Raw genomic sequence first — 20,045 nt, 5'->3', positions numbered from 1 at the left:
AAAAAATGTGTTAGGAATCAGTAAGTAGACAAAAATTGCTCTTTCAGGCTTGATTTTTATGCTCTTTTCTGGTATAAAAAATTACGAATTTTAATTTAACAGTAAATGATGGAAACAACACAAAAAGCTCTGACATTTAAGTTAGGCAACGATCTGGAAATAAACCGCCTGGGTTATGGAGCCATGCAACTTACAGGTTTTGGCGTATATGGCGAGGTTGATGACCGCGAAAATGCGAAAAAAGTGTTGCAGGAAGCGGTGAATGCGGGAGTAAATTTTATTGATACCGCGGAAGCTTACGGGCCGCAATTTAACGAGACACTGATAGCTGATGCGTTGTATCCGTATGCAACCGGGGTGGTTGTGGCGACTAAAGGCGGATTTAACCGGACTGGCCCAAACCAGTGGATTCCGAACGGTGATCCTGAGTTCATCCGTCAGAATATCGAAGGAAGCTTACAGCGGTTAAAAGTAGACACGATTGATCTTTGGCAGCTGCATAGGATTGATCCGAAAGTCCCTGTTGAAGAAACACTTGCACCCGTTTTCGAAGCTGTGAAAGCGGGAAAAATAAAACATGTCGGTCTTTCGGAAGTAACTATTGCACAGATCGAACAGGCTGAAAAAGTATTGCCGATTGTATCTGTACAAAACCTGTACAATCTTAGCAAAAGACAATGGGAAAATGTTTTGGATTATACAACACAACGCGGAATGGCATTTATTCCATGGTTTCCATTAGCATCCGGACCCGATTCCATGGCTGACAAAATTAACAATATAGCCGCAAAACACAATGCTACGACAGCCCAGATTGCGTTGGCCTGGCTTTTAAAACGCTCACCTAATATTTTACTAATCCCGGGTACAAAATCGGTCGGACATTTGAATGAAAATTTGAAAGCAACCGAAATTGAACTAAGCGAGGAAGAATTTGAGCAACTGTCTAAGTAATGGTATGAAAGGAAGTGGTTCACCATAGAACCACTTCCTTTCATTAAAAAGCATTTATTATTTGAAATTTTGCAAAACTGCCCTGGAAGTACCTAAACAAAGAATTTTTATTGGAAGGTATGTGATTGGTAGTCAGAATAATAAAAAATAATATAAATTTAAATACAATTTGTGGCGGATAATATTAAAAATATGTCCTAAGTTTGCACCACGTTCAATCAGAAAGATGGTCGAAACTTACGGTTTGGTAGTTCAGTTGGTTAGAATACATGCCTGTCACGCATGGGGTCGCGGGTTCGAGTCCCGTCCAGACCGCAGAACAAAAAAGCTCAGAGAAATCTGAGCTTTTTTTGTGTTTAAGGGGTTTAGTGAAGAGCGCGTTGCAAACGCTAAGCCATAGAAACCCCAATTGCAAATCGGGGTCAGCATTAATAAATATTTCAGTATATTTATTTTTCAAAAATGCCATCACAATTTCCTTCTCATTTTATGAAAATACTTTTTATTGCATTCTTCTCGCTAATATCGTTTTTGGCTATTGGTCAGGTTAATAACCAGGTTATAATTGGAAAAATTGACAGTGTACAGTCCAAGATTTTAGGTGAAAAGCGGAAGATCATGGTACATGTACCTGGCGGTTCAACTGGTGCTTATGGCAAAACACGTTATCCGGTTGTTTATGTATTGGATGGGGACGCGCATTTTGCATCGGTGGTAGGTATGATCCACCAGTTGAGTTCTGTGAACGGCAATACGATTTGTCCTGAAATGATTGTTGTAGCGATTCCAAATACGGATCGAACCCGGGATCTTACGCCAACGCATGTTGACAGTGATCCGCCTTATATGGATAGTACTTTTTCTAAAACCAGCGGCGGCGGATCTGATTTTCTTTCTTTTATTGAAAAAGAACTCATGCCGCATATCGACTCATTGTATCCGACCCAACCTTACAAAATGTTAATCGGACATTCATTTGGCGGCTTGGCCGTAATGAATGCCCTGACCAATCGTCCGGGATTGTTTAATTCCTATATCTGCATTGATCCGAGTATGTGGTACGACCATATGAATTTTCTAAAAACCACTAAGAAAATGCTTTCTGGCAATAAATACGCGGGAATTTCCATGTATTTAGGTATTGCAAACACCATGAGCGAAGGGATGACACTGGCACGGTTATCAAAAGATACCAATACGGACAATAGCCACATACGTTCGATATTTGACCTGGATAAATTTTTAAAAGCTAATGCGCAAAATGGATTAAGATATAAGAGCAAATATTATCCGGAAGATAGTCACGGTTCAGTGCCTTTGATTGCAGAATACGATGCGCTGCGTTTCATCTTTGATTTTTATCCGATGAAAATAATGATTAGCGACTTTAATGATACGACTACCGTTCTGACGGAAAAATTTACAAAGCATTACACAGGCGTATCCAAAATACTGGGCTACAAAATAGCACCTCCGGAAGGTTTCGTTAACTCATTGGGTTATGAAGCGTTAAGTAGCAAACATTTGAAAAAAGCTGAAAGTTTGTTTAAACTTAATATTACCAATTATCCGGAAAGTGGTAACGTGTATGATTCTTATGGAGATTACCTTGTAGTTAAAAAAGACACTAAGGCAGCTATTGTTCAATTCGAAAAAGCATTATCAGTCAGTGAGAATGCCGAGACCAGGAAAAAACTGGAAGAATTACGAAGTAAATAATAGTATTTTTCCAATTCTGAAATTGGCTGACGGCTTTCTGTTAATTTTTGCCCCGGGGTTTTTCTCCGGGGCTTTTTATGCTTCAGGGTTTTGGTAAAATCCAGCCGTAAACTTGAAATGTTAAAAGGTGGTAATTGTATTGTATTGTTGCGTGATCAGAAATCAGATTAATCTCTACAAAACAAAAAAACAGCTTAGCATTGACCGTTAAATAAATTTATGGATGAGCATTTGCGAGTTTATTCTGACATTTTTTTATATTCATTTGTAATAATTCGGCAAGAATAATGAATTATTTATACCGCACCACTGAGTCTGCCAAAATTGATTTTTTTAATAATGTAATGCACATCCACCGCTATTCTTAATATAATATGCATCAATTAACACCGGCTGCTATTGACCAGATTATTCAGGTTTCAGCCAATTCCGATATTTCGAATTTTCGCTGGAAAGATAGAGGAAAAGCCCCTTTATCGTACATAAAAGGCATGTCTGTTGTCTACGCAAACGTCCTGTGTAAATGGAAAAACGAAAACCCGTTTGCTATTGAAATGGCAAAGGCAAATACGGGCTTGCCTCTAAAAGACGCCTTATCCTGGTATAATGCACAGTTTCAGGCCATAGGTTTGGAAAACGATACGGCAGGTGTCAATACATTACGCCACTTATTTGTGCTTCTGATCGGTTTAGGCATGCGTGAAAGTTCAGGCAGGTATTGCACTGGCAGAGATACAACTGCCACAAACACGACAGCTGAAACAGCAGAGGCTGGAATGTTCCAAACAAGTTTTAATGCCGGAAGTGCGAACCTGCTTATGCCTTTACTTTTTGATGAATATTTGCAGCACCCAAATGGTTTCGTTGAGATATTCAGGGAAGACATCAGGTGCAGGCCAGCTGATCTGGAAAATTTTGGTTCCGGGCCGGGCAAAGAATTTCAACAACTCTCAAAAGATTGCCCGGCATTCGCTGCTGAGTTTGCAGCCATAGGACTCCGAAATGTTCGCAAACATTGGGGGCCAATCAATCGTCACGAAGCTGAAATCCGGTTGGAATGTGATGAAATACTACTTGCTGTACAAGAGATTGTTGATCGTATTTAATCAAACTATTTTAAACAGAGTATATGGGATTAATTCAACCTGATCACTCGGAGGATGAAAATATTGTGGGTAAAAAGTATGCATTATTAATTGGTGTGGAAAAGTTTGATCATAGTGAAATCCCTGATATTCTGGGTGTGGAACAAGACATTAAGAATTTTGGCGAATTGCTTAATAATCGTGATTTCAGCACTTTTGATGTCACAGCTGTGTCCAATTGTACACTAATTGAAGCCCGGCGGGCAATATCTGAGATAAGCCGGAAAGCTGGTAAAAAGGATGTCGTATTTCTTTATTATTCGGGAATGGGTGTGCTGGGCGAACCCGCCAAAGGGTCAGAAAAATCTTTTTACCTGTGTTTTAAAGATTCAGATTTTCAATTCAAAGATGCCACTTGTATGGAGTCCGAATATATCCTTTCACAATTTAGAAAGTCGGAATGTGAAAATTTTATTATTATCGCAGACACTTGTTATAGCGGAGCCTTTTTCAACAACAACAGAGGACTGCCGAAAAGCCTGGTTGCGTTTACTGCTAGCGGAGAAGATCAGCTTGCAATGGGCACTAAAGAAGGCGGTGTATTTACAAATATTATTTTGCAGGGCCTCAGGAGTGATTATATCGATACAAACAGAGACGGGAAAATCACGTTTTCGGAGCTTTTCGATTACATTTCCGAGCAGGTATCCGCGGGAAAATCTTATGCTGGTACACCAAAAAAGTGGGAATGGAACGTGGATCAGGATATTAGTTTTTTTAATTCTCCAAGATCCGTTTTTATAAGTTATCAAAGAAAACAACAGGAACTTGTAGGGAAGATATCTGCATCCCTCAACGAAAGTGGTATAAGCACATTTGTTGATACGAAAAAAATCAGAACGGGAGATAAATGGAAGGAATTACTGGAAAAAAGTATAATGAATGCACGGGCTTTCATTTTCGTCATGGATAATGATGTTCTCCAGTCGACCATAGCAGACTGGGAACTGGAAATGGCGCACAATCACAATATCCCTATATTTCCTATCATGATCGGAGAGGTGAGTGTATCGGCTTTATTCGAAAAAATTTATGGACAATATAATCGGACGGCATTTGATCCTAAAAATTTTGACATGAGCATAAAGGCACTAATCAACCATATTAAATCAATTAGAATTAAACCTTCTTCAACAAGTTTAAAAAACGGATAAAAAAACATAAAAACTTTTTTATTTGTCAGTAAATCAAGTAATTACTGATCTTAATATATGTCGATCTTCCTTTATTTCTAAATGCTGTACCCAAAATGAAACCACTCTGCTTCGTCCTCATGCCATTTGGTACAAAAACAGACGGCAACAAAAAAGAGATAGATTTTGATAAAGTTTATCAGAGTTTTATCCGGCCGGCTATCATTCTGGCTGGCCTGGAACCAGTTCGGGCGGATGAGGAAAAATCGGGGGGATTTATTCATAAACCTATGTACGAGCGACTGATGTTTTGTGATTTTGCGGTTGCTGATCTCAGTTTTGCAAATGCAAATGTATTTTACGAACTGGGTATCCGCCATGCCTTAAAACCTTATACCACCGTCAGCATTTTTGATGTTGCTACCAAAATACCATTTGACGCTGCGCCATTGCGAACATTTCCATATGATTACGAAGCTGGGGAGGTAAAAGACCGGGAAGGTAAAATTGCGGCTCTTGCTGACCGGATCAAATTGAATATTCTTGCCCAGCCGGCGGAAGAAGACAGCCCGATCGGCCAGCTTATTAACGGCTACCAGTTTCCCAATCTTACCAGTCTGGCTAAGAGCGCGGCCTCATTTGCGGCGGAAGCCCAAAAAACAAATGCAATCAAATCGGAACTATTTAATTTGGTAAAAGAGTGGAAAATGCTGGATAAGTCCCGGAAAGATGCAACAGAAGAAGGAGAAAAATTAATTTCAGTCAGGCAGGATCAGATTGTAGAAAAGGTCAATGGTATCAAAAATGATCAGAATGCCGACCTTAAATACAACTATGATTTGCTTTACACCATACTGGATACTTACAAAAGTGTGAATGCGTTTAGCGCAATTGTACTGCTTTTGGCTCCGCTGGTGACATTTGCATTCAAAGACAATATTTATATAAAACAGCAACTGGCACTGGCTTATAATAAAATTAAGGAAAGAGAAGCGGCTATAGAAATTCTCGAACCGATCATTAAGCAATATGGCCCTGATCCTGAGACCAGCGGCTTGCTGGGAGCAGTTTACAAAGGAATGATGGACGACAATCAGGGTAATTTTATGGCCGATGAATATTGCCGCCAGGCTATTGAAGCTTATTTGCAGGGATTTGAATCCGATCCAAGAGATTATTATCCGGGTGTTAATGCACTTACGCTGATGTATTATTCCGGCAAACAACACGAAAAATTTGATGAGTTTTATCCTCTGGTAACCTTTGCTGTGGAACGCAGGGCGAAGCAAGGTGTAAGGGAATATTGGGTGCAGGCAACAGGCCTAGAGCTGGCGGTTTTAAAACTGAATGAAGAAAAGGCCAAACGGTATTTCCTGATGTCTCTTACCTGTAATCCCGAAAAATGGATGTTAAAATCAACATACGAAAACCTGAACAAAATTTACACCAAAGCAAAGGCTGAAAAAGGAGCGGAGGAAGTATTATGGCTTTGGGAAATTTTAAAGATTATGGAGCAACAGATCAAGTGAAATTGTTAGCAGGGAAGCAAAAACACGTGAAATACCAATGGAAACCTGACTGGAGTGCTATGCATAATCTGACTGATTAAAGAAGTTCTCAACCGGCTTTTGAGTTTTAGTTTAAGCATTATTCTAAACTGATCAGTGTATAAAATCCTTATTAGGCCGTTTATTACTTTACCAAAACACCTTTCAGCAATTTGACAATCTTTTTCCACTCCGTGTCGTCGTCTGCTTTTTTTACAACAATCGTTTCTTTTCCAATGCTCTGGGGATCAAGGGTCTGCTGATAGTCCCAAATTGATGTTTCCTCCCAGCTACATGCCAAAGCTTCAATAAAGAATAAACTGGAACCGGACGTTTTTGCCTGATTGATCGCCATCGGAACTTCGGTTTTCATGATGTATTCTGTGGCAAGAAATTCGGGAGTCAGCAGGAAAATAATGACGTCAGAAGTATTCATCTCTTTTTTGATGCTGTCATCCCATTTTGTTCCCGGCTCTATCATCCGGTCATACCATGGCTCAATAATACCCGAGGATTTCAAAACTTCCAGATGGGTAACAAGCCGCTTAACAAATGCAGAATTTTTGGAAGAATAGGAGATAAATATTTTTTTTGGCGCTTTGCTGAAAGTCACCAAATGCTTAAAATCACTGACCGTAAAGGCTTTTTTGTTTTTTCTGAATATGAAATTTCCTTCATTGACCTGGGCATGCAGGTCGTTGACCGGAAAGAAATCTTCACTGTTAGCGGATAATTCCTTACTGCATGTCCACCCGATATTCAACTCGTCTAACTCTTTTTCAATCTGTTTTTCAAGGCCCGTGCTCTGAAACGGAAACATAGTCCGGATCTCTATCCTACATGCAGTCGTTTCCTTTATAAAACTGACAAATACCATCTGAATGCGTTCATTTGCCTTTTTTGACAATACCAGACCGTTTCGCCAGTAATAATGCCCATGTATCCCTGCGCTTTCAGGTGTGCCTTCTGCGGGCCTGAGGAACTTTGCAAACAGGGACATCAATATGGATTTATGAAAATAGGCGCTGTAAATGTACCGCACATTGCAATGGACAAAAGCCTGGGCGAATAATTCAACGTTTGGATCCGGTTTTACAGGCAGGAACTGAGGTACCAGGAATTCATTTTTATTGAGTTCAATTACAGAAAGATTTTTTTTGAGTAAATCCAATACAATTTCAACATGTTCAATTTTTTCTACCTGGCTGAATTTAAATAAACCCTTATCATTACCCAATTTGGCAGCATTCATGATTTCTTTGATCAATTCATTCAATTGGTCAATCCGTGTAAACACAACTCCATCATTTGAATTGTCGTCCTTTTCCGGCTGCGCAAAATAGACTACACCCAGATTCATGAGTACACTTGCTATTGTTTTTGCATCCGAAGAATCCAGAGCAATCCCCTTATGTGCGATCAAACCAGCGCATTTCTCTTTAAATTCATTGAGAGGCAGTACTTCGAAATCACATTCACTTTCCAGGTACTTTTCTATTATTTGATTCTGATAACTTACAAGTCTACGGCCTGCCAGGTTTAGCTTGCTCAGGAAAGCGTCCATTACTTCAAAAAGTACTTTTACACGCTTATTCTTTTCAGCAGTCAGGGAGATATTAAAAAAGTTCGTAACATTGGGATATTTAGCCCTGAGAATACCTTGATTAAGCAATCCTTCACCCAGGTCTATTTTATTCTGAAGTACCAGTACGGGAGCAGTTGCCGAAAGATCCGCTAGAATTGCGGAATCCCGGACCACAGGTTTTGTTTCTGGCAAATTTAAGCTGGGAACAACATTATCCTGTTTTCCCTCTTTTTCTTTCAATCCATCACCATAATTATAAATTTCTTTTCCATAAAGGTTGTATTGGATTGATTCAAGCCAGTATTCAATTGGATAATCCTCATAAACCAAATCTGTTCTGTCAGCCAGGATCTCCTGTCTCTCCGAATAAAAATTCGATGAAGTATCCCATAAAAGAACATAGGCAGTATCATGAGAATAATAAAGCCGGTGCGCGTCGTGGTAGTAATCCTGTCCGCCGAAATCAAAAATATTGACACGCATCGGATCGCCGCCTTCCGAAATCAAAAATGGTGCTTTCCAGGTTTGGATGTCGAGCATCTGCGTTGATTGGTGCGTTTTGTTCAGTTTAACCTTGCGAAGAAACTGGCTGAAATTCGTCTTACCAACGCCACTGTTGCCCACCAGGATCAGCTTTAATATTTCCAGTTTTTCTTCACCATGTTCTTTACTTTTTGTAAAATGGTCCAGTATCGCTTTATTTCCCAAAGCAATAACTTCGACTGGCGGATCTGATACGGGATTTCCTTTGATAAAATAACCGGGCTCATCGGCTTTTAATGCATATTTTAACTCCACCGTAATTCCATTTTCCAGTAATGATAACAATGGCCTGATCGAAGTGATACTGTTGTCAGTCAAGACCACTCTCCTTAGCTGTGGCATATGAGCAAGTTCTTCAATTTCTTTCAACCGGTTTCGGCCAAGATATAAAGTTTCCAGTTGTGTTAATTGTGTGATGCCTGACAGCTTTTCAATAAAATTTGTTGACAGGCCCAAAACTTTCAGGTTTGTCAAGTGTTCCAGGTTTTTTATCTCAAATATTTTGTTCCGTTCCAGATCCAGATATGACAATTTCAGCAGATTATCCAGATTTTCAATGCCTGTAATCTGGTTATTGGCCAGGTTCAAATGTTCCAGATCAACGAGATTTTCGAGGTTCTCAATTTTACGGATCGCATTTTTATTCAGATACAGATGTGTCAGCCAGGGCATTTCAAGAAGGTCGCGTGGTATACTTTCCAGGTTGCAGCCGTTCAGTTCCAGTGATTTGCTCTGATTTCTTTTTGCTTTTTGAATAACGTCCTGTGCTTTTCTGTTCTGTCTGATCTGATTGAGCGAATCAAGCGCTTCGCTGATTTCGTTGTAAGCGTCCTCTTTATTTTCGAATGTGTTTACAGCCTTCCCGAATTTTGGCACCGCCTGGTACTTCGCGTATTCCTCTTCACCCCAATTACACTCCTCCAAAATCACGGGAACAATGTATGCGGAATTGTCTGCTGCCTTGGCCAGAATTTCAGGAAGTTCCTGAGACCTTACTGTTTCCGATTCCAGATAAGACCTGGATACCAACAACAAAAACACACCCGCGTCCGTCCTCAATCTGCTCAAAACTTTTGCCCACTCAGAACCCGGTTGCAACAGATCGTCGGACAGGATTTCCATATCAGGATTCGAAGAAAGTGCTCGTACAAGTTCTTCTTTTACACTTAAATCTTTGTGGGAATAAGAGATAAAAACCTTTAACGGCTGGTAGGAATTTGCGGTTGAATAGGAACTGTTTATCATCTTGAGAAGAATTTAGGGTTCAATTTAGGCTCCGGCTGTGAAAGCATCATTACTGCGTAGCAATATTTACAAATGCAAACTTATTTAGTATACCATGTCGAATCTGAATGATCAGAAAATTTATTTTCCAGCCAAATATTCCACAACTTTCCTAATTCCCTTTGCAATATCCGTATAGGCTTCATCCCGATCTGCAAACTCTGTTACAGGTTTAGCATTTGTTGGCAATGCCTGAAGTTTGGCATAAGGCATATCGCCCCATTCGCATTTCCGCAGAATAATTGGAATTACCCTGGCTTCTCCTTTATCATGGCGTTCCATTGCAGTGGCCAGTTCTTTTTCCCAGATATATTCCGACGCGTTGAAATCCACACTGATCAATAATAAAATAATGTCAGCAATCGCCAGTTCGTTTTTAATGGAATCATCCCATTCAGAGCCTGCAAGCAGTTCCCTGTCCTGCCACACTTCAATTTGTTTGGATCGGATAAGGTTAATCAGGAATTTACGGAGGTCGTTTTTCATCGCCTCGTCTTCATGTGCGTAGGATAGAAATACTCTCAGGCTTTTTTCTGGCATTTTCGGGTTTATAATGATTGAGTTTGCAGTTGATTGGAGCTGTATTTTTTAATCAGGTCGGAGGTCACAGTGCGTTTATAATCTCCCATCCATACTTCCAGCTGCCCTCGCGGCGCTTTAACACTGTTTTTGATCACCGGTACAGGGTTTGATTTTGTTCTTCCTATTATTTTGTTCATGACAACGGCAATACTATCCGCCCACGGTTTGTCCTGTTCATTGAAGTACTTCACCGATGTAGTAAAATTGATGTTTTTAATCCATTCTTTGCCCGGAACGTTATATTTCTCTGCCTTTAAAGCATCCATCAGAAGCTGGCACTGGGCTTTGTATTCTTTCTTGTATTGCAGAAATACTGTAATATTCTTTTTATTCGTCCTGTTGCTATTTCTATCAGGCGGAGTGTCCGGACGCGGAGCAGCAATAGCACCACCTTGCCGGGCTGGATTCAATGCAATATTTTCAGCTGTTTTTTTGAATTTTTCCAATTCGTTTACCACCGAATCTGCTTTTGCAAGTGCCTTTGCCGTAGCAAGATTGGCTGTTTCCGTTTCGTCATTTGCCTTTTTTAATTCATTCATTAAATAAAGAATTCCAAAGGCAAGTATAACAAACAGGCTTACACTGACAAGCGTCCAGGTTCTTGCACTTTTTTCATTTTCGATGAATCTGGCTAAAAGATCGTTTTCATTTGCTGCCATGACCGGAGTTATTTAAGCGATGATATGTTGGTGGGGAAAATGACCTTTCTCAGTACAAACAGAATGATACAGCAAAATAAAAGGACCATCATGATACTAATATTTAATTGCCCGAATGTGGTATAAACCCAGTGAGTTGCAGCGACAGCCATAATGCATAAAATAGATGCCAGTATAAAGTAAAAGTTTCGGTCACTCCTGACTTTCAAAGGAGTACGGTCTCCCAGAACTTCCGACTTGATAGACTGGACAATGGCTGTAAAAGCACTGTTTTGGTTAGGAAATGTATCAATTGGCTGACTGGCAGAAGGAAGTATGGCATCTTTGAGTGAGAACAGATGCGGATCGCTTTCCCAGTCAAACGAACTTATCAGTACCGGTATGTTTTGCTTTTTTTCCCTGATGCTGCTTTCCAGTAAACCTACACACTGATCCTCATTTTCAAAATTGATACTGAGCAAATGAATGACAGCATCGGAATCGGAGAAATTAGCCTGTATAGCCTTTTCCGTATCTTCACCAGACAATACATTACTTTTTGACCAATGATCAATCCTGTCCTTTATTGGTGAAAGATGTAAGGACAGATTTTGATACATCGTTATATCCGCAGGATTACTTGTCGAGTAGTTTAAAAACAGCTTCTTTTTCACTGCCATATCCGGAATTTCAAATTAGATAAAACACAGAACTTGATCGGTTCTAATTTACGGATTTTTGAGTTTGGTTATACGCTGAACCGGAGTTAGTTGGGCAAAATCTTTTCAAATGTTAGGCAACGGCGAATAGTCCTGATAGTTCAGGCAGTTTTGGTCTCTTGCATTCATATTTAGAACTCATTGATCCAATTGCTAATTAAAAACTGATCAAACGTCATAAAGTTTAATATTACTGCATTACGCACAAAACCTATACGTTTTGACCAGATTTCCTTTAAGATTTCTGGGATTAAACCAATCCTTGAAAGCGGGCTCGCTACTTATCGTGTGTATCTTTTTTAACGTCATTCCCGCTTTTGGGCAAAAAGCCAGTCAAGCAATCCTTTCGTACTTTGCACTTCCTTTCCCAGATTGTGTCCTGTATCAGGAAATTCGGTGTATTTGGGATTTCCTCCTGCTTTTCGGATTGCGGCTATCATATCTCTGGAACTGCTTACGGGTACCAATTCGTCTTTTTCTCCATGAAAAGCCCAGATCGCTACATCCACCATGTTTTTCGCGCTTCCTGTATCACCCGCACCGCAGATCGGTATCGCAGCAGCAAACATTTTAGGATGTGTACCGATAAAATGCCATGATCCATAACCACCACCGGAAGTACCCATTACATATCGTCTTCTTACATCTGTTGAAAATTCTTTTTCTAACGCCTCAATGGTTTCCATGATAGACAGATCAACCGAAGGTTCCCACCAGCCAGTTGCTTCTGGGCACTGTGGTACAAAAAGAAATGCCGGATATTTTTCTCTGTTCAGGTAATTGTAGAAAAATGGTGCATCTGATCCACCGATCTGGCTCACGTTATCACTGCCATGGGCACCGCCATGGTGAAGAAGCAAAACCAATGGATATTTTTTGGCCGGATCATAATTCATGGGCTTCATCAGCCGGTAATGCAGGGTGTCACCCTTACTGCTTATAAAATACCGGGCTTCATAAGGTTTTGCCATTCCCTTGTCTCTTTCGGTTACACCGTGTGGTACAACGGCTACAATACTTTGACGCGTTATTCTTTGTCCTAGATATACAGTAAAAATCAAGGCAATTATTACTGTTGCACTCATTAAGCCGCTCAGGACTTTATCTGAGGTTTTGGTTGAGTTTTTCTTACCGGCAAGTTTACTTTCTTGAAATAAATTAAGGATAAAAAAGACAGGGATTATAACGTTAATCCAGCCAGCCCAGGAATGCACTTTTTCCAGTGTGATTTTTAAAGGCATATTTCCGGTATATTGAAAGCCGTACCAGGTTACGAGTAAAATAACGCCAAGTATGACTGAAATTATCCCTGCTGTTTTTAAAAATGTACGCTTGCCTGAAATTGAAAATACAAGACTCAAACTGTTTATTAAACCAGTTGCCAGAACCAAACCATAAGCCGGAAAATAATATTGATTCAGTTCTTTGACAGTCAAAATGTTAAAGACAATATAGTAGAGACAAATGACAGCTGCCATAGCCATAGCTGATGTGTAGAAAGTAATCCGGTATCTCTTTTCGTAATAATATTCCAGAAGGACGGATGATCCGGTGAAATAAATAATAGCTGAAAGTATAAGCCAGGATGGGATTGAATACAAGGAAAACAGCCTTGGCCCTATATTAAACTGAATCAGGTTTTGAAAAAAAGCAATGGCGATATAAAGTCCAATGAAAAAGATCCCAAAAAAATATAAATTTCTATTCCTTGATAATGAATGCATAAACAGGGCTTTGTATGGTCTAGGTTACAGGTATTCTAATAATATTACTTTTAAAGTAAACATGAAAAGGATTGATTTATACCTTGTTATCAATGTTAAAAGATCTTAAATAGTATTGAAAGTAAGTGTTACGCAGTGCATTCTATTTTTCCTGAATAATACTTTAAATGGGTTGAACCCGGCTTTATGCTAAAATATAAACCCGAAGATTGATTTCTCATGAATATAAATGAATAGCAGGATGCTTTTGGCTAAGCTGGCATTTTTTCATAAAATGTCTGTTGGAATGAAAATATAATTAATGTTCAGTACAATGAAAATCAGAAGTTACGAACTTTTTCAGGTGCCCCCGAGGTGGCTATTTTTGAAAATTGAAACAGATGAAGGTATTATAGGCTGGGGTGAACCCGTTATCAGAAGGAAAAGCCGCTACTGTCAAGGCTGCTGTGACAGAGCTGATGGATACGCTGATTGGTAAAGATCCTATGGACATTGAAGGGCATTGGAATACAATGTACAGAGGTGGTTTTTATCGCGGCGGCCCAATACTGATGAGTGCCATTGCGGGTATTGACCAGGCACTTTGGGACATAAAAGGTAAGTTTTACAATGCGCCGGTTTATCAGCTTTTAGGTGGCAAGTGCCGGGATAAAATTAAAGTATATTCCTGGATAGGAGGGGATCGTCCTGCGGATGTGGCCACAGCTGCAAAGCTGTCGCTAGATATCGGTTTTAAAGCCATAAAAATGAACGCAACGGATGAAATGCAGTATATTGATTCTTACGAAAAGATAGATCTTGTGTTACTTCGTGTCGCATCAATCCGCGAATCAGTAGGTTACGCACTTGATATTGGTGTAGATTTTCATGGTCGGCTGCATAAGCCGATGGCAAAAGTGTTAGCGAAAGAGCTGGAGCAATTTCATCCCATGTTTATTGAAGAACCTGTTTTGCCTGAAAATAATGAAGCGCTGAGGGAAATTGCCAGGCATACTTCCATTCCTATCGCGACCGGCGAAAGGATGTTTAGCCGCTGGCATTTCAAGGATCTGCTGACCAATGGATATGCAGATATTATACAGCCTGATCTGTCACACGCGGGTGGTATAACCGAATGCAAAAAGATACTTTCCATGGCAGAGGCATTCGATGTAGCCGCTGCCCCGCATTGCCCTTTGGGCCCGATCGCACTGGCTGCTTGTCTGCAGGTGGATGCGACTTGCCACAATGCATTTATACAGGAACAAAGTCTGGGAATCCACTATAATCAGGGTAATGATCTGATGGATTATCTGGAAGATAAATCGGTGTTTGACTATGAAAATGGTTTTGTGAAAATTCCTTCGGGGCCAGGGCTTGGTATTCAGATAGACGAGGAGCAGGTAAGGAAAATGGCTGAGGTAGGTCATAACTGGAAAAATCCGCTTTGGAAACATGAGGACGGCAGCGCGGCTGAATGGTGATGTATGTATATTAGTTTTTTAGGCAGGATTACAGGAATAACATGATTTACGAATAACTAACTGAAATGGTAGCGTCTGGCAAGTTCGTAATACTATTACCGCTTATTTTTTCTGTTCAATTCAGAACCAAATCAAAATCCTGTTTATCCTGAAATCCTGTCTGATAATTTTAGAAATTTATAATTGCCGGAAAATCAAGGATTGGGAGACACTTTAAACGAAACCTTTTCCAGTCTACTCCACTTTTAGACGGATTTATCCAATACATTGAATTTTAACTACTCAGTCGATATATTTGTGTGGTTAGCAAACTATAAACAAATTACTCACGGAAAGGTATGGATTCTCTTAACTACTTACGCAATGAGATAAAAAGGTACTTTCCTGAATCATCAGAATTAAAGCTTTCCAGTAGTTTCGCCTCGCACAGGCGATTTAATTTTTACTTTGACACTGGCACTCAGGATCGTTTTTTAATTTATTTAAATTGGGAGGGAGACAGCGATATATACACTTTAAAATGCCTTGAATTTGAAAATACAGCTATACTTGCAGCAATTAATCCAGTCATATACTCAATTGGGATCCAAGGTTTTTAATCTCGGTAAACCCAGATCAGCTTTTACATTTGTTTACCTTGCTGATGACAGATTATCGATATTGAGTTTCAAAAGTCCGACAGATGTACACTTTGAATCCAAAGAAATAACAGGGAATCAGTTGCTGCAATGTGTTGATCCTTTTTGATTTGGGAATACCTAACTGAAATCACATCAAAGGCCGGGCCCGTTGTATACCCCAACATTTGGTGCGCCGGTTATCGAAACGCTATTCCCAAAGTAGTCCTTTCTGCCATTATTACTCATTACCTTGCCTTTTGATAACGCAGCAGAACCTGCCATTAATTTGAATCCATCAGGCTCATTACCAGCATTTACGAATTTTACATCGCCAGTGATATTATGTACCTGAACTGGCTGATTGGTTGCCTGATATTTATAATAAGAATTGTAATCAAAAATATTATTGGTGCTTCCACCCAGATTGTAAGTCGTGCCTGATCCTGTATTATCGAATATATTATTGTAAAATGATGTGTTGGACGGCCACCCGCTCCAGCTATGAAAGGTTACCATTTTTGTGTTCGTCTGCGAAGGGCCAATGTCAAATACGTTGTTATAAATCAGCGTATTGGTGGCGTTTCCCGATAACTTAATCATAAACTTGCCATTGACCGGATGCGGATACTTTCCATCCTTTTTAAAAATATTATACTTTATAATAGTATTATCGTTAAACCTGTCAGGGCCACCGGTTATGAGCATGCCGTAATCATTGTCATGAATGTAGTTGTACTGAATAATGGTATTTTTAGTTTTGTAATCCGAATCTATTCCCCCTGCATCGTCGTCTTCAACATTGGCTTTTGTGAAGCGGCACTCGTTATATTGCCATTTGGCATTATCGGTGTTAAAATTAAAAGCAGCATTTCCGGATGCCTTTATAGAGCAATGATCCAATAGGTTACGTTCAATTAACGGTCTGTCGGCTACCCGGATGATCAGGGCATTTGCGCCCGTATTCTCAAATATATTGTTTCTGATAATGATATTGAGTGACGGCTTCCAGTTGGTATTTACGGTAAGCGTGCGTTCGCTCCATGTAGATTCTGACCACAATCCGGTCCTGTCGACATCATGAATGTGGCATCCTTCCACAAGAATATCATTAAACCAGGTAGCCGTTGCAGAGCCTGTAATCCTGAAACAAACACCGCCATTGTATTTACTGTTTTCATCTGCCTGATTGATATATCCGTTTACAGCATGCACTTCCATATTACGCAGGTAGATGTGATTTAAAACACCGGCATCCTGCCCTGCAATGAGCACTCCAATCTTCAAAGTCGCGTTATTTACAAATTGGGGAGGCAGTATTACATTGGCATAATGACTGGTGTTACCGGCTTCCCATGCGTCGATACTCTGGCCGTTCACTTCGGCAGAATTGAAATTAGTTACTTCCAGATCACCGATTTCCCAGTATTGCTGATTGTAAAAATAGACTGCTCCATTCGCCGCACCCGCACCGTTGATTTTTGGCTTATTACCTGTCCCGTAACTGCCGATGACAATCGGACTGCCACTTACGCCCGATCCCTTGCGGATGAAGCTGCTTTGTCCAGCTGCCGCCTGCTCTAAACAAAATTTTATCACCCGGTTTAAAAATGACTGAATTGGTTTTTGATACGCTTTTCCAGGCAGTTGCAGTACTGGTACCGTTCCGGCTGTCATTGCCATTTTTATCGTCCACGTAATAAGTTGTTCCGGCTGCAATTCTTAATGGTTCCTCCAAATCACCTGTTGTTTTAACCGCATCTGAAGCCGGGTCTGGTTCTTTGCAGCTGCTGAAAATGAATAGTGACAGCATTAAAAGACAGGATATTCCGTGGACAATTTTCATATTTGAAATGATGTTTTTTTACGTAGAATAGGAACTAATTCTGGTATTTTATTCTGAGGTAATTAAGTAGTTTTATAATAAAATATTTGAATGTTTAAACTGGACATACGCTGATTTTAAGGATGATACGGTTACAATCTACTCTAAATATTATGATGAATATGCAGGCGGTTACTTTGTGGATATTCTTGTGTGTAAAACCTGATCGCTGATCAATTATGTATGAAACGGTTTTCTTTTCAGGTATAATTTTTGTGAAAAAAAACAGGATGAAAAATCAGTAACTCAAAAACAACAGCTTATGAAAAATACCGATTTTGCAGCTGCACTTCAGAAAGAACTGGAAGCAGAGTACACAGCCACAAAAAATGCCTTGAACGTATTCCCGAATCACTTTTCGATTACAAACCACACCCAAAATCTCTGAACTTTGGATATCTTGCCCTCCTGGTAGCAGAAATACCCTTATGGATTTCTTACATGAGTGAAAAAAGCGAAATTGATTTTGCGACCTTCAAACATTTTGAAGTAAAGACCACTAAAGAATTAACAGATCATTTTGAAGAAAATTTTCAAACTGCAAAAACATCATTGGAAAATGTTACTGATGAGGATCTTGAAAAACCCTTTCAGCTGAAAAATAACGGAGAGGTTCTTTTTACTTCGCCTAAGATTGCAAACATCAGTTCGACGATTAATCATTGGGTACATCACCGCGGACAGCTCACCGTATATATGCGCTTAAATGATATTCCAGTACCTTCCATCTATGGCCCTTCGGCAGATGACAAAGGATATTGATCATTAATCCGGGATAAAGTTTATTTTTCATTGGCTGGCTGTAAGCAGAAGTTTTACAGTCAGCCCGGTAGAATATTGGGGTACGGAGGTTTGTTAGTGTACGAACTGCAAGTGGCAGATTTCAATATCATCCCAAACCTATTTATGCATCCTGCAAAAATCATTTTCGTACTCTTCCTGGTATTTTCTGGTTTTAAAATCTTCGGGCAGGATATTGTTCCAAAACGCAGGGTTTTGATTTTAACAGATATAGAAAATGAACCGGATGATACGCAATCAATGATCCGATTTCTTACTTATTCCAATCATTGGGATGTGGAAGGTTTGATCGCGACAACTTCCATTCATCAGCAAAAAAAAGTTGCGCCGGAAAAAATCAAACAGTTAATCCAGGTATATGGGAAAGTCAGGAATAACCTGCTTTTGCACGAAAAAGGTTTTCCGGAAACGGACTATTTATTAAGTATTACCAAATCGTCAATTCCGGAATTTGGTATGCAGGCGGTTGGAAAAGGCAAGGATTCGGAAGGTTCGGAATGGATTATCAAAGTAATTGATAAAAAAGATGATCGCCCGGTATGGATTCCGGTCTGGGGCGGGGCCAACTGTTTGGCACAGGCATTGTGGAAAGTGAAAATGACACGCACACCGGATGATTTGAAAAAGTTTGTTTCCAGGATCAGGATGTACACCATTTCTGATCAGGATGATACGGGTCCATGGATCCGAAAAAATTTTCCGGAATTGTTTTATGTCGGAAGTCCGGGATACCATGCAGCAGGTGCATATCATTATGCAACCTGGTCGGGAATTAGCGGAGATAGATTTCATGGACGTTTTACTGGTGCCAATTTTGATATTGTAGACAATCCCTGGCTAGATAAAAATATAAGGAACCACGGGCCACTCGGAGCTGAGTACCCGGTTACCAAATTCCTGATGGAAGGCGACACCCCCTCATTTCTGGGTTTAATTGAAAATGGCCTGAATGATCCCGAACATCCTGAGTTTGGAGGGTGGGGCGGAAGATATGAACTATATACACCCCGAACCCTGAAATATTTTTATGAACCTGAGACCCGGCCCATTTACACTGATGCAATGGATGAAGTAAAAGGCATTGACAGTTTCTATCACACGAGTAATAAAGCAACCTTATGGAGGTGGCGGGAAGCTTTTCAAAACGATTTTGCAGCGCGGATGGACTGGACGGTCAAACCATACGAAGAAGCTAATCATCCTCCCAAAGCTAAATTGAAACATGCTCATTCCTTACTTGCCAGGAGCGGGGAAAAAGTAGTTTTAGATGCAGGAGATTCGTCAGATCCTGATGGAAATTTCCTTTCCTATGAATGGATCTACTATCCGGAACCTGGAAGTTATAATAGTAAAGAACCGATCGGTATCAGTAATATCCATGCAGCGGCTACATTTTTTATGGCACCAAAAGTGACGCAGCCAGAAACTATACATATTATACTTGCCGTATCCGACAACGGCAAACCGGTGCTCAGCCGATACAAGCGCGTAATTGTTACTGTGTTTCCTGAGTAAGTAGTAAATGATATAGTGTCTTTCAGTTACAAAAAATAAATTGTAATTGTTGCAAATGGCGCGACCTGGCACTTCGACGTATTAATTATTCTTAAAATTATCATACTATATTGGAAAATTACATTTTTCAATTGCTCAATAATGTCCGTTTTATTAGCTAATTTGTCCGTTTTGTGATATTTTAATACAAC

The 20,045-nt window shown here is 39.9% G+C and carries 15 protein-coding genes, 1 tRNA gene and 1 pseudogene; 10 read left to right on the top strand and 7 right to left on the bottom strand.

Translation table 11 applies throughout. From position 1 onward, the window contains the following. The first annotated feature begins 105 nt into the window (after positions 1 to 105). From KZC02_RS02150 to KZC02_RS02125, 6 genes are all read left to right on the top strand, one after another. A complete protein-coding gene (locus KZC02_RS02150; RefSeq protein WP_221392592.1) occupies positions 106 to 954 on the top strand; it encodes an aldo/keto reductase in 849 nt (282 codons plus the stop codon). Between the two features lie 241 nt (positions 955 to 1,195). Then, positions 1,196 to 1,269: transfer RNA gene (locus KZC02_RS02145), tRNA-Asp, on the top strand. A gap of 174 nt (positions 1,270 to 1,443) precedes the next feature. Continuing rightward, positions 1,444 to 2,673 (top strand): alpha/beta hydrolase-fold protein, encoded by a 1,230-nt coding sequence (locus KZC02_RS02140; protein WP_221392591.1) that lies wholly within the window; start codon positions 1,444 to 1,446, stop codon positions 2,671 to 2,673. A 374-nt stretch (positions 2,674 to 3,047) separates the two neighbouring features. Beyond that, the gene (locus KZC02_RS02135) at positions 3,048 to 3,779 is read left to right on the top strand and encodes a hypothetical protein (RefSeq protein WP_221392590.1); all 732 of its coding nucleotides are present in this window, start codon (positions 3,048 to 3,050) and stop codon (positions 3,777 to 3,779) included. A gap of 23 nt (positions 3,780 to 3,802) precedes the next feature. Next, positions 3,803 to 4,972 carry a TIR domain-containing protein gene (locus KZC02_RS02130; protein ID WP_221392589.1) on the top strand — a complete coding sequence of 390 codons (1,170 nt, stop codon included), beginning with the start codon at positions 3,803 to 3,805 and terminating at the stop codon, positions 4,970 to 4,972. A 95-nt stretch (positions 4,973 to 5,067) separates the two neighbouring features. After that, positions 5,068 to 6,480, top strand: coding sequence for a TRAFs-binding domain-containing protein (locus KZC02_RS02125; RefSeq protein ID WP_221392588.1), 1,413 nt, complete (start codon positions 5,068 to 5,070; stop codon positions 6,478 to 6,480). Positions 6,481 to 6,643: 163 nt separating this feature from the next. On the opposite strand, the gene KZC02_RS02120 is transcribed toward KZC02_RS02125, so the two are convergent. The 5 genes from KZC02_RS02120 to KZC02_RS02100 form a co-directional block, all read right to left on the bottom strand. Further along, entirely contained in the window at positions 6,644 to 9,871 is a 3,228-nt protein-coding gene (locus KZC02_RS02120) for a TIR domain-containing protein (RefSeq protein ID WP_221392587.1), read from the bottom strand. Positions 9,872 to 9,991: 120 nt separating this feature from the next. Next, positions 9,992 to 10,450: a toll/interleukin-1 receptor domain-containing protein gene (locus KZC02_RS02115; RefSeq protein ID WP_221392586.1), complete on the bottom strand. Its 459-nt coding sequence runs from the start codon at positions 10,448 to 10,450 to the stop codon at positions 9,992 to 9,994. An 8-nt stretch (positions 10,451 to 10,458) separates the two neighbouring features. Beyond that, positions 10,459 to 11,151 carry a hypothetical protein gene (locus KZC02_RS02110; RefSeq protein ID WP_221392585.1) on the bottom strand — a complete coding sequence of 231 codons (693 nt, stop codon included), beginning with the start codon at positions 11,149 to 11,151 and terminating at the stop codon, positions 10,459 to 10,461. Positions 11,152 to 11,159: 8 nt separating this feature from the next. Next, on the bottom strand, positions 11,160 to 11,810 hold the full coding sequence (locus tag KZC02_RS02105; RefSeq protein WP_221392584.1) for a hypothetical protein: 651 nt from the start codon (positions 11,808 to 11,810) through the stop codon (positions 11,160 to 11,162). 344 nt (positions 11,811 to 12,154) lie between these two features. Beyond that, positions 12,155 to 13,573 (bottom strand): dienelactone hydrolase family protein, encoded by a 1,419-nt coding sequence (locus KZC02_RS02100; RefSeq protein ID WP_221392583.1) that lies wholly within the window; start codon positions 13,571 to 13,573, stop codon positions 12,155 to 12,157. Positions 13,574 to 13,886: 313 nt separating this feature from the next. Between KZC02_RS02100 and dgoD the strand changes: the two are divergent. Further along, positions 13,887 to 15,036, top strand: a pseudogene (gene dgoD, locus KZC02_RS02095) (galactonate dehydratase). Between the two features lie 773 nt (positions 15,037 to 15,809). On the opposite strand, the gene KZC02_RS02090 reads toward dgoD, so the two are convergent. Further along, positions 15,810 to 17,252, bottom strand: a complete 1,443-nt coding sequence (locus tag KZC02_RS02090; protein ID WP_221392582.1) for a hypothetical protein — start codon at positions 17,250 to 17,252, stop codon at positions 15,810 to 15,812. Then, positions 17,143 to 17,499, bottom strand: coding sequence for a hypothetical protein (locus KZC02_RS02085; RefSeq protein ID WP_221392581.1), 357 nt, complete (start codon positions 17,497 to 17,499; stop codon positions 17,143 to 17,145). The genes KZC02_RS02090 and KZC02_RS02085 overlap by 110 nt, the downstream gene beginning before the upstream one ends. Before the next feature lie 301 nt (positions 17,500 to 17,800). On the opposite strand from KZC02_RS02085, the gene KZC02_RS32390 reads away from it, so the two are divergent. From KZC02_RS32390 to KZC02_RS02075, 3 genes are all read left to right on the top strand, one after another. Continuing rightward, complete coding sequence (locus tag KZC02_RS32390; protein ID WP_255637199.1) at positions 17,801 to 17,926, top strand: hypothetical protein; 126 nt, start codon at positions 17,801 to 17,803, stop codon at positions 17,924 to 17,926. A 53-nt stretch (positions 17,927 to 17,979) separates the two neighbouring features. Further along, the gene (locus tag KZC02_RS31390) at positions 17,980 to 18,300 is read left to right on the top strand and encodes a DinB family protein (protein WP_229253959.1); all 321 of its coding nucleotides are present in this window, start codon (positions 17,980 to 17,982) and stop codon (positions 18,298 to 18,300) included. A gap of 144 nt (positions 18,301 to 18,444) precedes the next feature. Then, the gene (locus KZC02_RS02075) at positions 18,445 to 19,854 is read left to right on the top strand and encodes a DUF1593 domain-containing protein (protein WP_221392580.1); all 1,410 of its coding nucleotides are present in this window, start codon (positions 18,445 to 18,447) and stop codon (positions 19,852 to 19,854) included. Positions 19,855 to 20,045: the final 191 nt, after the last annotated feature.

The organism is Dyadobacter sp. NIV53, assembly GCF_019711195.1.
Classification (GTDB): Bacteria; Bacteroidota; Bacteroidia; order Cytophagales; family Spirosomataceae; genus Dyadobacter.
The sequence above is the reverse complement of the archived record's forward strand: the minus strand, read 5'-3'. Positions and strand labels throughout refer to the sequence as shown.